The 16,556-nt window shown below is 35.0% G+C and carries 14 protein-coding genes and 1 pseudogene; 5 read left to right on the forward strand and 10 right to left on the reverse strand.

Annotated elements, in window-relative coordinates; genetic code table 11:
- Positions 1-257: 257 nt before the first annotated feature.
- Positions 258-1,550: an adenylosuccinate synthase gene (locus BCR21_RS13820; protein ID WP_069640114.1), complete on the reverse strand. Its 1,293-nt coding sequence runs from the start codon at positions 1,548-1,550 to the stop codon at positions 258-260.
- A gap of 308 nt (positions 1,551-1,858) precedes the next feature.
- Here BCR21_RS13820 and BCR21_RS13825 point away from each other — a divergent pair, with 308 nt between their 5' ends.
- A complete protein-coding gene (locus BCR21_RS13825) occupies positions 1,859-2,341 on the forward strand; it encodes an AmiS/UreI family transporter (protein WP_069647048.1) in 483 nt (160 codons plus the stop codon).
- Between the two features lie 61 nt (positions 2,342-2,402).
- Here BCR21_RS13825 and dnaB read toward each other — a convergent pair whose 3' ends face one another.
- The 3 genes from dnaB to BCR21_RS13840 all read right to left on the reverse strand — a co-directional run bounded on the left by dnaB (position 2,403) and on the right by BCR21_RS13840 (position 6,159).
- A complete protein-coding gene (gene dnaB / locus BCR21_RS13830) occupies positions 2,403-3,776 on the reverse strand; it encodes a replicative DNA helicase (protein WP_010762114.1) in 1,374 nt (457 codons plus the stop codon).
- A 690-nt stretch (positions 3,777-4,466) separates the two neighbouring features.
- A complete protein-coding gene (locus BCR21_RS13835) occupies positions 4,467-4,661 on the reverse strand; it encodes a hypothetical protein (protein ID WP_069647049.1) in 195 nt (64 codons plus the stop codon).
- Between the two features lie 79 nt (positions 4,662-4,740).
- On the reverse strand, positions 4,741-6,159 hold the full coding sequence (locus tag BCR21_RS13840) for a glycoside hydrolase family 1 protein (protein ID WP_069647050.1): 1,419 nt from the start codon (positions 6,157-6,159) through the stop codon (positions 4,741-4,743).
- A 193-nt stretch (positions 6,160-6,352) separates the two neighbouring features.
- On the opposite strand from BCR21_RS13840, the gene BCR21_RS13845 reads away from it, so the two are divergent.
- From BCR21_RS13845 to BCR21_RS13855, 3 genes and pseudogenes are all read left to right on the forward strand, one after another.
- Positions 6,353-7,066 (forward strand): GntR family transcriptional regulator, encoded by a 714-nt coding sequence (locus BCR21_RS13845; protein ID WP_069647051.1) that lies wholly within the window; start codon positions 6,353-6,355, stop codon positions 7,064-7,066.
- 149 nt (positions 7,067-7,215) lie between these two features.
- Positions 7,216-8,562: a PTS sugar transporter subunit IIC gene (locus tag BCR21_RS13850; RefSeq protein ID WP_069647052.1), complete on the forward strand. Its 1,347-nt coding sequence runs from the start codon at positions 7,216-7,218 to the stop codon at positions 8,560-8,562.
- Between the two features lie 159 nt (positions 8,563-8,721).
- Positions 8,722-9,501, forward strand: a pseudogene (locus BCR21_RS13855) (transposase); the annotation flags it as partial.
- Positions 9,502-9,528: 27 nt separating this feature from the next.
- Here the strand turns inward: BCR21_RS13855 and rplI are convergent.
- From rplI to rpsF, 5 genes are all read right to left on the reverse strand, one after another.
- Entirely contained in the window at positions 9,529-9,981 is a 453-nt protein-coding gene (rplI, locus tag BCR21_RS13860) for a 50S ribosomal protein L9 (protein ID WP_069647053.1), read from the reverse strand.
- A gap of 87 nt (positions 9,982-10,068) precedes the next feature.
- Positions 10,069-12,051: a DHH family phosphoesterase gene (locus tag BCR21_RS13865; protein ID WP_069647054.1), complete on the reverse strand. Its 1,983-nt coding sequence runs from the start codon at positions 12,049-12,051 to the stop codon at positions 10,069-10,071.
- Positions 12,052-12,286: 235 nt separating this feature from the next.
- Positions 12,287-12,526 (reverse strand): 30S ribosomal protein S18, encoded by a 240-nt coding sequence (gene rpsR / locus BCR21_RS13870; RefSeq protein WP_010762117.1) that lies wholly within the window; start codon positions 12,524-12,526, stop codon positions 12,287-12,289.
- A 25-nt stretch (positions 12,527-12,551) separates the two neighbouring features.
- Positions 12,552-13,118, reverse strand: a complete 567-nt coding sequence (ssb, locus tag BCR21_RS13875) for a single-stranded DNA-binding protein (RefSeq protein WP_069647055.1) — start codon at positions 13,116-13,118, stop codon at positions 12,552-12,554.
- 48 nt (positions 13,119-13,166) lie between these two features.
- Positions 13,167-13,469 (reverse strand): 30S ribosomal protein S6, encoded by a 303-nt coding sequence (gene rpsF / locus BCR21_RS13880; RefSeq protein ID WP_025870563.1) that lies wholly within the window; start codon positions 13,467-13,469, stop codon positions 13,167-13,169.
- 304 nt (positions 13,470-13,773) lie between these two features.
- Here rpsF and BCR21_RS13885 point away from each other — a divergent pair, with 304 nt between their 5' ends.
- Entirely contained in the window at positions 13,774-15,300 is a 1,527-nt protein-coding gene (locus tag BCR21_RS13885; RefSeq protein ID WP_069647056.1) for an AMP-binding protein, read from the forward strand.
- A gap of 57 nt (positions 15,301-15,357) precedes the next feature.
- On the opposite strand, the gene menC is transcribed toward BCR21_RS13885, so the two are convergent.
- Positions 15,358-16,467 carry an o-succinylbenzoate synthase gene (gene menC / locus BCR21_RS13890; protein ID WP_069647057.1) on the reverse strand — a complete coding sequence of 370 codons (1,110 nt, stop codon included), beginning with the start codon at positions 16,465-16,467 and terminating at the stop codon, positions 15,358-15,360.
- Positions 16,468-16,556 lie beyond the last annotated feature (89 nt).

Genomic DNA, 16,556 nt, shown 5'->3' on the forward strand with positions numbered 1-16,556 from the left:
AGTACACTTTAATAGTAGGATAATGGGCTGTAAAAATCAAAAATTCACGCTTTTTATTTCATTATTTTTTTATTTTTATATCATTTTTCGTAAAAAACCATCTTTTTGAATATCTAGTCATCTTATTTTAAGTTAAAAAGATTTTTTAGCACAAAAAAAGTGTGTGGCACAAAAGTAAAAAAACACTTTTGTTTCACACACTACTTACGAATAAAGGTTGGAATCAGAAGCAACTCCTGTCCCAACCTCTTTCATATTTAAATTTGTGCCCAAACACTTTCTAATACATTCGTTTGATTACGGTCTGGACCTACTGAGAATGTTGAAATACGCACGCCAACTAATTCAGAAATACGGTGTACATAGTTTCTTGCATTCGCTGGAAGATCAGCTAATGTCTTACATCCTGTGATATCTTCTGACCAACCTGGTAACTCTTCGTAGACCGGTTTACAGCGGCTCAACTCTTTCAAGCTAGCTGGATAATGATAGATCAATTCACCATCTAATTCATAGGCTGTACAGATTTTTACTGTGTCTAAACCACTTAAAACATCGATGGAATTCAATGATAAATTCGTAATGCCTGATACACGTTTAGAGTGACGCATTACAACAGTATCAAACCAACCTACACGACGTGGACGACCTGTTGTTGTACCGTATTCTTTCCCCACTTTACGAATCGTTTCTCCTGTTTCATCAAACAATTCTGTAGGGAATGGTCCATCACCAACACGTGATGTGTAAGCTTTACAAACACCAACGACTTTATTGATTTTAGAAGGACCAACGCCACTTCCGATCGTAACGCCTCCAGCAACTGGATTTGATGATGTAACAAATGGATAGGTTCCTTGGTCAATATCCAACATAACGCCTTGTGCGCCTTCAAATAATACACGTTTGCCAGCATCTAATGCGTCATTTAAAATAACAGAAGTATCTGTTACGTATTGCTTGATTTGTTGACCATACTCATAATATTCTTCGAAAATATCTTCAAAAGCAATTGGTTCGCTATCGAACATTTTAACGAATTGACGATTTTTTTCTTCTAAATTGATTTTCAAACGTTCTTCAAAAATTTCTTTATCTAATAAATCTGCTACACGAATCCCTACACGAGCAGCTTTATCCATGTATGCCGGTCCAATCCCTTTAATCGTTGTACCAATTTTATTTTCACCCTTAGCATCTTCTTGCAATTGATCCAATTGGATGTGATAAGGTAAAATCACATGTGCACGATCTGAGATACGTAAATTATCTGTTGTGACATTATTATCTTTTAAATAAGCCAGTTCTTTTACTAAAGATTTTGGATTAACTACGACGCCATTTCCAATCACACTGATCTTGTCTTTGTAAAAGATACCTGAAGGAATCAAATGTAGTTTATAAGTGACACCATCAAATTTAATGGTATGACCTGCATTATCTCCGCCTTGATAACGTGCGATGACCTCAGCATTCTCACTTAAAAAATCTGTGATCTTTCCTTTTCCTTCATCGCCCCACTGCGTTCCGACTACTACAACTGATGACATTCGAACACCTCGTTCTAAATTATTTTGTCCTGATTCATTGTACCAGTAAAGCAGAACGCTTTCAAGGAAAAATCGAATAATATCATTTTTTAAAAATAAAAAAAGGTTAAAACACGAACATTAATTGATATATCAAAAAACATTGAATAAAAAAGCGAATATTGGCTGTCCGTCCTATAAATGAAAAAATAGATGCCTTATCGTTTTTGATGACTGTCATCTAAAAATAACAAATTGCATATTTCTTTTTCTAGGCAACTAACGTAAAATATAATACGCAATTCATTTTAAATAGGAGGGTTTTTATTTTGTTGGGTGTTGTTTTATTATTCGTCGGCATTACATTGATTAGTAACGGTTATTGCGGATTAGCGGGAGTTGATGGGAAATCAACTGCCTTCATAAACTTATTTACAGGAAGTGTAACATTTATAGTCAATACAACTTTTTTATTGCGTGGAGACTATTTTTCCGCTGGTACTGGTTTTTTATTTGCCTGTACAAACCTTTTGATGGGCGTTATTTACTTGTTTGATTTGGATTGGCGGGCGTATGGTATTTTTGGTTTATTTGTCGCTGTAAATGCTATTCCTTGTGCCTACCTTTCATATGCTAGCGGTGACTGGCGTTTTGCCATCATTTGGATATTATGGGGAATTCTTTGGTTTTCTGGATTTTTACAAAATGTTTTGACACTTCCAATTGGAAAATTTGTTTTGTATTTAGCTATTTTTGAAGGAATCATTACTGCTTGGATTCCTGGATTTTTAATGATAACAGAATTATGGTAAGTAAAAAAACAGCTATGACCGGAATAAACACTGGCATATAGCTGTTTTTTTTATTTAATGGTTAAAAATCATCTGGTCTTTGGGATAGCGAAGCAAATTTGTTGAACTCTTTAATAAATAACAGCTCAACCGTTCCTCGGGCACCACTTCTGTTTTTCTCAATAATTACTTCAATAACGTTATCGATTTCAGGCTCTTCACGATTGCCATCTTCTCCTTCTTCACCACGATCATAATAATCATCACGATAAAGAAAAGCCACGATATCCGCATCTTGCTCAATAGATCCAGACTCACGGATATCACTTAGTACAGGACGTTTATCCTGACGCTGTTCTACACCACGGGATAATTGAGACAAGGCAATAACTGGAACTTTTAATTCTTTGGCCAATTTTTTTAATTGACGGGAAATTTCAGATACTTCTTGCTGACGACTCTCGCGGCCAGTACCTTCAATCAGCTGCAGGTAATCGATCAATATCAACCCAAGATTGCCACGTTCTTGTGCTAATTTCCGGCATTTTGCCCGAATTTCTGTGATTTTTATACCTGGTGTATCATCGATATAGATTTGTGCTCTGGACAAACTTCCCATCGCAATAATCAGATTTTGCCACTCTTCTTCTGAGAGCTGACCTGTCCGCAGGTGTCCAGCTTCAATCGAACCCTCCGCACAAAGCATCCGGTTAACTAACGATTCTGCCCCCATTTCCAAACTGAAAATAGCAACAGAACGATCTGTTTTAGTCCCAATATTCTGTGCAATATTTAAAGCAAAAGCAGTTTTCCCTACGGCTGGACGAGCAGCTAAGATAATCAATTCCTCTGCTTGTAGTCCTGCTGTCATTTTATCCAAAGCTGGGTAACCAGTAGGTAACCCAGTGATTTCTTCATCATTTTGATAAAGTTGGTCAATATTTGCAATCGACGTGTTCAATACATCCGCGATCGATAAAAAACCACTTCGATTTCTTTTTTCTGAAACTTCTAAAATACTGCGCTCTGCATCGTCTAATATTGTTTCAACATCTTCGCCTTGCTCAAATCCTTTGGTAACAATTTCTGTAGCGGTTTGAATCAAGTTGCGCAGCAATGATTTTTGCTCAACAATTTTTGCATAATACACAATATTAGCAGCTGTTGGTACCGCTAACGCTAAGTCTGACAGATAGCTTAAACCACCAACGTCTTCTAGTAAATTCTCTTGCTCCAAACGATCTTTGATCGTAATAACATCAATCGCTTCATTTCGATCATTCAAGGTAAGCATAGTCTGAAAAATCAATTGATGATTACGGCGATAAAAATCTTTTGGTTCTATGTATTCTAAAGCATCGATAATAACCTCAGCATCTAAAAAAACCGACCCTAAAACGGCCTGCTCTGCTTCCATACTTTGGGGCGGTACTCGATCTTGCCATACTTCATTCATTTTTTTCTCTCCTATAGCTATAATTACGCTTTTCAGTCTTTCTATTTTAACAATAAACAACCGAAATGTACAATGACAATATCGTGTCTTTTCTTCTTACTGATAAGCAAAAGCAGAGGATAACCTTTGTTCAGACTGTAAACAAAAAGGAGTTGGCAATCAAACCAGCTCCTTCTTACTATCTATTTTGTAAATTTGAAGCAAATGAGACATTTATTATCACCAAAACATTTTCCTCAGCCCACCCTAGAAATAGAAAGTATCCACTTTTCATCCTATTGATTAGATTTTTCAAATTTTCTCTCCTTTTAATTTATTATTAACATTTAATCTAGAATCTCATTATCTGATTGCGATTAATTAATAACATCATATTCAAAAGTATTTTTTACCTCTATTACTATCGCTACTTGTGTACAATTCACTCTATTTTGTAACAAAATTAACCCCTTTTCGACTGTTTTTTGGGAACTGTATATTTAAGAGAATCTGATTCAACGTACTTGTGTCAGATTCTAATTATTTACTTAACTAATGGTCTCTGTAAAACAAAATAGGACATAGAAATCCTCTATCCTAAATTTATGTTTTGAGCAACTCTATTGAACATAAAAAAAATCAAAACAATTCGTTCTGACTTTCTTCATATATTTTTAGTTGGGTACGTTCTCGTTTCTTGTTGTATCTACTCTAATTACCTAAACTATCTAATTTCTTTTCTTGCTTATCAAACGCTTCTTTTACTGAATGCCCAAATTGTCCTTTGATTGACCCTTCTAATGAACTTGTCGTTCTCGAAAGTGAAGTCTTCGCTTCTTCTAGGATAACCTTTCCTTTTTTTTCAGCATTTTTTTGATCGTTTTCACTTTGATTAAATGATCTCATGATTCTGTTTAGTCATTTTTCATATTTTATATATTCTATCAGAAATCAATTTTGTGGAGACATTTTATTGTTTCTTTAATTACACAAGCAAATCTACATCATAATCAAAACCATTCTGATCACTAAGTTGTTTGTAAAACTCGCCGCTTTTTTTAATTTTCCTTTTCTGTGTCGATAAATCAAGAGAAACTAAACCATATCGATTCTTATAGGTATTAATCCATGACCAACAATCAATAAATGTCCATAAATGATAACCTTTTATGTTGCAACCATCATTAATTGCTTTCCAAAGATAAGCTAAATGATCTTGGATGAATTCAATTCGATAATCATCAATTACTTGCCCTGTTTCATCCATAAAACGTTCTTCATTAGCAACACCCATTCCGTTTTCAGAAATAAATGCCTCAATATTGCCATAATTTTCTTTTATATCCATACATAGATCATAAATACCTTTTCCATAAATTTCCCAACCACGGTATTCATTCATACGGCGTCCTGGCATCACATGATTTTCAAAGAACCAATCCGGTAAAAATGGTCCTTCTGGGTTTATAGCCGTTAATCGAGCTTTAACGCGACGCGGTTCATAATAGTTCAAACCTAAAATTTGAGCCGTATTATCTCTGATATATTTTAGATCTTCTTCTGTGTAATCTTCTGGGAGTTGATCATAATCTTTTAAAAGTGTTATTAGTTTTTCTGGATAGACTCCTTTGACCATCGGATCCAAGAAACTACGGACATAAAATAAATCAGCAATTTCTGCCGCCTTTACATCTGCAGAATTTTGACTTCGTGGAAACGTTGGACTTAAATTTAAGATAACGCCGATTTTACTATCTAACTGTCTTTTTTTATGAGCAGCTATCGCTTTAGCATGTGCCAAAACCGTAAAATGTGCTGCCTGGGCACCACGCTTAAAGTCAACAATATTCGGATAATGGAAATCTTCTAAATAAGAACCTAAAATCGGGCCTAAAGGTTCATTAAATGTGAACCAATGATAAACTAAATCTCCAAATTCTTCGAAACAACTGTCCGCAAAATTTACGTATGCATCAACAACTTCACGGGATTCCCAGCCTCCCTTATCCTGTAAAATAGCTGGCATATCAAAATGATAAAGATTGGCAAATACCTTAATTCCATTATTGTTCATTTCAGTAAATAGATTACGATAAAATTCGATTGCTTTTGGATTAACTTTTCCTATCCCATCTTCTGGAAACATCCGCGCCCAAGAAATCGAAACGCGGAAAGAGTTATGTCCCGTTTGTTTCATTAACTGTACATCTTCTTTATACTGATGAATATGATCGGTTGTTGTTTCTGAACTTATTCCTTGATAAAAACGATAAGGTTGCTCTTTATACCAACGCTCCCAAACAGTCTCCGCTTTTCCAGTTTCTCCGCGGCCTTCTGCTTGTTCCGCCGACCAAGCGGAACCCCACCAAAAATCTTTTGGAAATATTAATTGCTTTTTATTCATAGTATCCTCCTCAATTACAACTTTATTGAATGCTACTTCATCATAACATCACTTACAAAAAAATAAAATAGTTTTATAAACAAAAGTATATATCTTTTTATTGTGATTAGTTTTTTAAATAGAAAGTGTTGCTTAAATGCGCTAAAAGTATATAATTAATTATATCTTTAATACCTATTTCAAGGAGGTAAAAATGAGGAAGAATGCGAAATATATGGAAGTTTATCTTGATGTAAAGAAAAAAGTTGAAAATGGTACCTACCCCATTGGTGAAAAGCTACCCACTGGTCCTGAATTGGCTAAACATTATCATACGAGTAAATTGACAGTAAAAAAAGGGTTAGATATGTTGGTTTCTGAAGGTGTTTTACATAGCCGAAGCGGATTTGGTACTGAGGTCATACGTAAGCCAATCAATAATTCTAAAGTATTTGGTCCTAATGAAGGATTCATGAAAGTTATTGGAGAAGATCATGTAGAGTCAGAAATTCATACCTTTTCCATTGAATTACCTTCTAAAAAAATAGCCGAAAAATTACAGATTAACGAGAAAGAGTATATTTATCATATAGTGCGTAGCCGTTTTGTCGATCAAAAGCCTTACTCACTTGAGCAAACATTCATGCCACTTTCGATCATTCCAGGTTTAGAACCAAAACACTTAAAGAATTCTGTTTATTCCTATATTCGTGAAGAACTACATTTAGAGATTAATACCTCTCATGTTTTCTTAAAAGGAGTACTCTCTACGGCATTTGATGCAAAAATACTAGGTATAAGCACAGGTGATTTTTTGATTGAAATTGAAAAAAGCGTCTCCTTATCAAACGGAACACCTTTTGAATACTCTATTACGAAACATCTATATCAAGACTTTATTTTTGAAGCTGTATTCGTAGAAAACTGATAAAAGGGCTGATTTATTCAGTTCTTTTTTTTACGAACTCAAAAAAAGTATATATTTTTAAAAAAAGTTGTTTACTTTATATCGATTTCGTTTTATTATGTAGACAAGGTAAGTGCTTACAAAAATATAAACTAAAAGGAGAATCTATCGTGGAGAAAACGAATAAGAAAGACCAGGTATTTGACCGCTTCGGTCTAATTGCTACAAAATTAGGTAATCAAATCCACATGCGTACCTTACGTGATGCATTTGCAACATTCATGCCTTTTATGATGTTAGCTGGATTTGTAACATTAATTAACTACGTTATCTTAGAACCTACTGGTTTTATGGGAAAAATCGTCAATCCCGTAACATTGATGAAAATTCAAGAAATCGGAATGTCTATTGCCAATGGAACTTTGAGTATTACCACGCTATTAGTTGTCGCTGCAGTTTCTTATCATATGTGTGTCAGCAGAAATTATACCAATCATATTGCAGCTGTTTTAGTTTCAATCTCAACTTTTATGGTATTAACGCCAATGAAAACAATGTTTACACCTGAAAATGTAGAAAAAGCAATCGAAGTTACTGATGTGATTCCAGGCTCCTATGTTGGCGCTTCCGGTATGTTCGTTGGTATCTTTGTTGGACTATTGGCCACTGAATTATTTATCAAATTATCAACAAATGAAAAATTACAAATCAAATTATCTGGAAACATCCCTCCAGCTGTATTGAAATCATTTAATGTTTTGATTCCGATCATGATTACCGTTACAGCGTTTGCAATTCTATCCTTTGCTATAAATCAATTGTTTAATATGGACGTTAATGGATTAATTACAAAAGCGATCATCGGGCCCTTAAGCCATATAACCACAGGTCTTCCCGGTTTTGTACTAATCACTTCTATCGCAAATTTATTTTTTGGATTTGGTATCCATCAAGCAGTCATTTCCGGCTCATTACTTGATCCATTCTTATTACAAAATATGCAGGAAAATATGGCGGCTTATGCAAATCATGAAGAAATCCCGCACATCATCAATATGGCCTTTAAAGATACATTCGCTGTAATGGGTGGCTCTGGAAATACGATTGCTTTATTAATTGCTATTTTTATTTTTAGCCGTCGAAAAGATTACAAGGATTTTGCCAAACTGTCTGTTACACCTGCGCTATTTAATATCAGTGAGCCGATTATCTTCGGATTACCGATCGTATTTAATCTAAGTCTGATCATTCCTTTTGTTCTAGCTCCAATCTTTTCATTAGTAACTGCCTATTTTGCAACATCCGCAGGTTTCATTGACCATGTAGTCGTTCAAATTCCTTGGACTACACCACCAATCATTTCTGGATTTTTGGCAACTGGAGGCGATTGGCGTGCTGCAGTTTTACAAATCATTATCATTGTAGTAAGTGTATTTATTTACCTTCCTTTCCTACGTATTGATGAACATGTGACTGCGAAAATAGCGCAGACTGAAATAGAAGTAACAACTAAGTAATTAATCTATTCATTAAAAAAACAGGATAGAAGACAATTTATGAATAAATTGTCAGACTGTAGATAAACTCCTAAATTTGGAGTGTTGTTTGCAGTTTTTTTTATACTAATTATATAAACTATTTCGGGAGTGATTCTAATGATGAAAAAACAATCTGTTGAAGGTAGAAATCCATTTGCTTATTCTGCACATACTTCCTGGTAATGAGAACGGGTTTATTTTAGCTATACTAGTCACACCAGGAAATGTGCATGACACTCAAGTCGCAATTAATCTGGTTAAACAGTCAAAAAGAGCTTTTCCAATTATAAAGCGTGTTGTCGCTGATGCAGGATATAAAAATTTGAAATTTGTTCATTTTCTGACACACTTGAAACTTTATCCAATTCTTCCATATACTGCACCTCATGGTGTGAAAGGGATGTTTCGTAAAAAATATTTTGTCTATGATGACTATTTTGATTGTTACTTATGCCCCAATAATCAACCGTTGTTATTTTCAACAGTCACTCGTGATGGCTACCGGACATATAAATCAAATCCAAAATTATGTATGAGTTGCCCATTACTTGAAAACTTTACATTGAGCGCAACACATCAAAAAGTTGTAACTCGACATGTTTGGGCTGATCTTATGGACGAGCTTGAGCACCAACGCCATACGGCGCTGAATAGAGAAATCTACAAAAAGAAAAAAACAAACCATTGAACGAATATTTGCGGATGCAAAAGAAAAGCATGGCATGCGTTGGTCGAAATATCGAGGACTTGAAAAAGTCACCACGCACACGATGCTTACGTTTGCTGCCATGAATTTAAAGAAGCTAGCCACATGGCTATGGAAAGCAGAAAAGCCAATGGCTTTTTGTTTCAAATTTACACAAAGGATAGTAAAAAGGAGCTGGCTTGATTGCCAACTCCTTTTTATCTACAGTCTGAACAGAGGGTAACCTCTGTTTTTATTAATTATTCTTCTATTACTTGAACTTTGATAGTTGCCGTTACGTCATGATGTAATTTCACTGGAACTTTTGTAAACCCTAATGAACGAATTGGTTGTGATAGTTCTAGCTTACGCTTGTCTAATTTGACCTTATATTGCTTGTTTAAGGCTTCTGCGATTTGTTTTGAAGGAATAGCTCCAAATAGGCGCCCATCCTCACCAGCCTTCGCTTTAAGCTCTACAACTGTATCTTCTTTTTCTAGGAACTCTTGCATTTTTTTCGCTTCTGCTAAAATTTCGGCTTCATGCTTATCTTGGGCCTTTTTTTGTCCAGCAAGGGCACTGATACTTCCTTTATTTGCTTCTTTAGCATATCCATTTTTGATTAGAAAGTTTTGTCCGTATCCGTTTGGTACTTCTTTTACTTCCCCTTTTTTTCCTTTACCTTTGACGTCTTGTAAAAAAATAACTTTCATGCGTATTACTCCTCCTCGTATAGTAATTAATGATCAGCTCCAACTAAAATATGAAGGCAATACTTTTTGCGACAATCTTAAAAGGTACTAGCCTAGTGAATCTGAATCATACATCACATCTATATTTTGATGGATCACTTTTAGCAGCTGCTCTTTTACCTCAGCTACTGTTACATTAGATAATTGTACCGCAGCATTGGTAAAATGACCACCTCCGCCTAAATTTTCCATGATTAACTGGACATTTATTGACCCGTTACTGCGTGCACTGATACCAATTTGCTTATCGATCCGTTTTGTTATGACAAACGCCGCATTGATTCCGACCATTGATAATAATGTATCCGCTGTTTTAGCAGCTGTTACACTATCATATTCTTTCTCTTCACTGCCAGTCACGATAACCGTATCTGGCGTAACATATTCACTTTGGGCAATCAAGCTGTTCATTTCTAAATAACTAGTTAAATCTGAGCTCAATAAGTATTGTACTAAAGATGAATCTGCACCACAAGTTCTTAAATAGCTAGCCACATCAAACGTGCGTGCCGTAGTCCGAACACTAAAACTTTTTGTATCAACAACGATTCCTGCAAGCAGTAAGGTTGCCTCCAGTTTGTCCAACTGTTTTTGCGCATTACTTTGATACTCAATCAATTCTGTCACCAATTCTGAAGCAGATGAGGCGGATGACTCGATGTATGAAAGTAATGGTTTAACAGGAAACTCATCACCGCGACGATGATGATCAACGATCACGACTTTATCAAATTGTTCATATAATTCTTGTGAAATCGAAAGTGAGGGTTTATGGTAATCTACCATGATCAATAAACTACTATCGGTTTTCTTTTTCATTGCTTCTTTTGGTGTGATGATTTGTTTTGCTAGTTCAGGATATTTTTCCAGCTCAGACATCACTCTTTCAACATCCGGAATACTTTCATTTTTCTCTAACACAACCCAAGCTTCTTTACTATGAAATTTAGCTAACCTTGCCATGCCAAATGCCGAACCTATTGCATCCATATCAGGAAAGCGATGGCCCATGATATAAACATCTGAGGACTCAGAAAAAATACCTTGAATTGCAGTGCTCATTGCACGAGAGCGAACGCGCGTTCTTTTTGCGACAGATGCTGTTCTACCACCATAAAAAATAGGTTTTGCATTATCTTTCGCTTCTTTTACAACGACTTGATCACCGCCTCTAACTAAAGCAGTATCTAAGTTTGTTTGTGCCGTATTACCCGTCTGGCTCAACGTTTCTCCACCATAAGAAATCCCCATACTTAATGTAATCGCTATCTCTCTTGTACTAGATTCTTTTCTGATCTTATCTAAAATTTGAAATTTAGAATCCATCATTTTTTTTACATCTTCTAACTGAGCAATGAAAAAATAACGCTCTGCATTCAATCTTTTATAAAAAACTTGATATTCATCCATCCAATCAGAAACCATTGTGGTGATAAAACTATTTAAGTAAGATATCTCTTTTTCGTCCATACTATCCGTAATATCATCATAATTATCAACGGAAACAATTCCAATAGCTGTCTGCATTTCTAATTTTTCATGATACAGATTGCTTTCTTCCGTAATATCTTTAAAGGTGATTGTATTCTGTTTTGTATCAACATTGAAACGATAAACGTGATCCCCAACTTTAAATATATCTTTATCCTTTTCTGCCAGTGTTACATATGTTTGTATTAATTCTGGACTAATAAGTGTTTGACCATCTTTATGAAAAATTGCTTCTGCGAAAGGATTTAACCACTTAGCTTCTTTTGTATCAGGATCATAATTTATAATCCCAACAGACACTTCATTAAAGGCATAATCCAATGACTTTTCTGCAATCGTACTTGCTTCTCTAATTTTTTCTGTATTAGATATCTCAATTTTTTTGATTAGGTAAACTATTCGATTTATCAATACAATATTGAGTATCAGTAATCCAGCTATAAATATATATTTATTAGATATGAAGAAAAATAGCATTACTTCTAATAAAAAGAGAACGAATACAGAACCCAAAATCCGTTTCATTCCATTTTTTTTCATTATAAAGACTCCTCCATTGTTCTGCAGATAAGGTTATTTTAGCATAAAAAAAGAAATTCTGCGAATCACAAAATGTTTCACGTGAAACATTCAAGAAAGAATTTATGGAATTTCATCACTGACTATAACAAGACACTTCTTCTACTTCTTTTTTATATTATTCAATAATAATTTCGTTTATATATATAAAAAGAGATCAAAGAACTAGTTCTTTGATCTCTAAGTAAATTCTATATTATTGCTCTTCACCAACAAATGGTAATAAGCCCATGATACGTGCGCGTTTGATTGCAATTGTTAATTTGCGTTGATTCTTAGCACCAGTACCTGTTACACGACGTGGCAAAATTTTTCCACGTTCAGAAATGAATTTTTTTAATAATTCGATATCTTTATAATCAATATATTCAATATGGTTAGCAGCGATATAATCGACTTTACGACGTTTACGTCCGCCTCTTCTTTGTTGTGCCATTCTTATTCCCTCCTATCAAATTCGTTTAGAATGGTAAATCATCATCTGAAATGTCAATAGTAGAACCTGTTCCACCAAATGGATCAGAGTCTCTATCAAAATCAGGCATACCGTTATTGTTAGACTGAGAGGATGATTGATTAAAATTGTTTTGTCCAGAGAAATCATTATTTTGTGTTGGTTTTGGTTGGAAGCTTCCACCGCCACTGTTGTTAGCACCAGTATTATATGTTGATCCTGATCCTTCTTGTGTTTGTCTTTGCTCTGAAGCAGAACGAGACTCTAACAATTGGAAATTATCACATACAACTTCTGTAACATAAACACGTTGACCTTGTTGATTTTCATACGATCTCGATTGGATACGTCCAACGACACCTAACAAAGTACCTTTACGTGCATAGTTTGCCATTGTTTCAGCAGGCTTACGCCAAATCACACAATTAATAAAATCTGCTTCACGATTTCCATTTGCATTCGTAAAGTTACGGTTTACTGCTAAAGTAAATGTCGCAACCGCTGAACCACTAGATGTATATCGTAAATCTGGATCTTTTGTTAGTCTTCCAACTAATACAACGTTGTTAATCATTTAAACATCTCCTTTCGTCATTCCAATGTTTCACGTGAAACATTTGGATTATACTTCTTCCTTTATAATCATGTGACGGATAATACTGTCATTGATTTTAGCAAGACGATCAAATTCATTGATTGCACCTGCAGTTGATGGAGAAGATACTTTAACGATATGATAGATGCCTTCACGGAATCCGTTCATTTCATATGCTAAGCGGCGTTTTTCCCAATCTTTTGATTCGATAACTTCTGCTCCGTTATCTTTCAAGATTGTGTCGAAACGTTCCACTAAAGCAGTTTTTGCTTCTTCATCAATGTTCGGACTAATAATGTACATAATTTCGTAATTCGTAGCTTGACTCATTGATTTTCACCTCCCTATGGACTTAGGCTCTTAGATTGCTAAGAGCAAGGAGAGTTATCTAAAAAATATTAGACTACTCACAAGGTTTCATTATACAGCTAAAAGCTGATAAAATCAAGCATTCTTCACAAATTTTGTTCATCTTTTTAATCAATCACTTTTCTCTCTGTCTTACTTTAATATACGTATAAATTTATTCTTTTCATTTTTTTGCTATTTATTTAGGTTATTTATTTTTCATGGTATACTGTCTTTGTTCGATATTACACAAATACTTTAAAGAGTTTGAAAGGATGCTGTTACATTGAATCAATTGTTAGAATACCAACCGCTCAACTTATACACGAATTATCTGGATGCTGCACTTAAGAATCCAGAAACTGCCATCATTCATGATGAGGCTTTACCAGCTTTTCCTGAAATTGGAACTAATTATACCTATCAATTAAGTCATGAAGCGATTTTAAATCGTGCCTATCAATTGGCTAGTTTAGGTGTTAAAGCGGAAGACAAAATCATTATATTCAAAAGCTCAAAATTCGATACGTATTTGTTGGCAGTCGCTGCTTCTTATTTGGGCGCTGTTCCTGCGATGATTTCTTACCATTTTCCTGCTGAAACGATTGAAGTTTTTGTTGATCGTTTGGAAAATCCATTTATCTTATTTGATGATGAAACTGCCGCTAAAGTAGCTAAGGTGAAAAATAGCTCTCCAGAAAAACAAATTTCAATAGCAAAACTTTTACAGGCTCAAGCTAAAGAAGTCCCACAAGTAGAATTACCTAAGGATACTATTGCTTATATGACGCATACCTCTGGCACAACCGGCATTCCCAAATTGATTTGCCACTCTGCTAATTCAATGGGCTGGCGTACAAAATGGCAAAAAACGATTTTTACAAAGATTGCCGAGAAAAAACTTGTTGGATTCCATATTTCACCGGTTCATTCTCGCTTTAATATTGGGATTTCTTCCTTAATGGCGATGGGTTTTCCGATGATGCCATTATCGATTTCAAATAGTGATTCTGTTTCGAAAATGCTTATAAAGTACCAACCGATTGCGCTTGAAACACATCCAAACAATTTTGTTCAATGGACTTCTCTTGCAAAAAGACAGCCTGAGGCTTTCGCTAGCGTACGCTATTACCATTCTACGTTTGACGCGATCAATAATGCGACAATGGGCCGTTTCTTAAAAGCTTCAGAAAAAAATGACCCAATTTTCCTTCAAGTCTACGGTCAAAGTGAATGTGGCCCAATGATCTTAAAAGCTCATACTTTAGAGTCTCTAAAAACATCGGATGCTCGTGATATGGGTGTTGGTTTAGAAGGGTTAACGGAAGCACGAATCGCAGATAAAGATGGCAATGTTTTACCTGCTATGACAGATGGACATATTCAATTTTTATCTAAAGGACGCGCCTTAACATACTATAAAGAAGATGATCGATTCCAAGAAACAGTCTTTGGTCCTTGGTGGGATAGCGGGGATTATGGCTTTATGAATGAAAATGGTCATTTATTCCTGAAAGATCGTCAAGTTGATTTGATTGAAAAAATCGATAGTAATTTGGCAATTGAGGATCATTTATTGGATGCTCTTGATTTTCTTCAAGAAGTAATCATCGTTAGAGCAAAAGATAATTCTCCTCAACCAATTCTTGCAGTTGATCCAAAACAAGGTATGGATTGGGATGCTTGGTGGGAACAAGTAACTGACTTACCTCATCTAAACAAACCGATTATTATGGATTGGGACGAAATTCCTCGTACAGCTACGATGAAAGTGCAACGATTACAAATTGAGAAAACTTTAAAGGAAAAATAACAAGTTATTATAAATAAGAATCACAGGCTAAGATCAGAAATTAGCCTGTGATTCTTTTTATTTAGTAAATATCGTATCATAAATACCATATTTTAATAACGTTTCTATGGATAAAGAAACACCAATTCCCAAGCCATCAGGCACACTGATTTTACCTTTTTGAATTTCAATAGGCTCAGTCAAAATATCTTCATAGTAATAACGATCAGAAGCTGAAATATCTCCAGGAAAAGTAAAGATTTTTTGAGAAGCAAACTGTAAATTCAACGCTCTTCCCACGCCAGATTCAAACATACCACCTAGCCAAACAAGTAACTTTTTTTCATTACAAAAATCGACTATTTTCATAGCTTCTGTAATTCCACCTACTCTAGGAATCTTTAAATTGATACTTCGACAGCTCCCTAAAGAAAATGCCAACTCGCAATCTTTAAGCGTTCTAATATTCTCATCCAAACAAATATCTGTTTTTAATTCTTTTTGCAATTGTGCATGATCCAAAAAATCATTCGCCGCAAAGGGCTGTTCGATCATTGCTAAATTGTAAGTGTCTAATTGTTTTAAGTGCGCTATATCTTTAATGGTATAGGCAGAATTAGCATCTACCATCATTGTAAGATTAGGAAATTTTTTCCGAATCACTTCGATTGGTTTCAAATCATAGCCTGGTCGTATTTTCAATTTAACTCTTTGGTATCCAAGAGCAACATATTCAGTAATTTGATCCGTTAATTTAGTTAAATCAGTCTGAATACCCACACTGACGCCAACTGGAATTTGAGCTCTCGTTCCATTGAAATACGTTTTTAGACTTTCTCCGTTACGTTTAGCATATAAATCCCAGATTGCTGTCTCAAGGCTGGATTTTGCCATTTGGTTGCCTTTAACCTCATTGAAGAGAAGTGATACTTCTTTAGGATGATGAATCTCTACGTCTTTTATTAAAGGAATCAAATGCTTTTCTATAATAATTCGTGCAGTATCAATCGTTTCTTCTATGTAATCTGGCTGTTCAAAAGGGACCAATTCACCTATCCCCTGATTACCTAATTCATCTGTCACTAACAAAAGATCAAATGCTTTCTCTGTTAAGCGACCATAACTTGTTTCAAAAGGAATCCGTAAAGGTAGCCGAACACGATAACGATCAATGCGGTGAATTTTCAATATGGTTTCCTCCTTTTAAAAGTGTAGCGGGCTCGTTCAGCTCTGACAGAAAAATAGGAAGACATAATCGAGGGGCTTTTTGCCTCAAT

Origin of the sequence: Enterococcus ureasiticus, from assembly GCF_001730285.1 — a bacterium.
GTDB classification, from domain to species: domain Bacteria; phylum Bacillota; class Bacilli; order Lactobacillales; family Enterococcaceae; genus Enterococcus_L; species Enterococcus_L ureasiticus.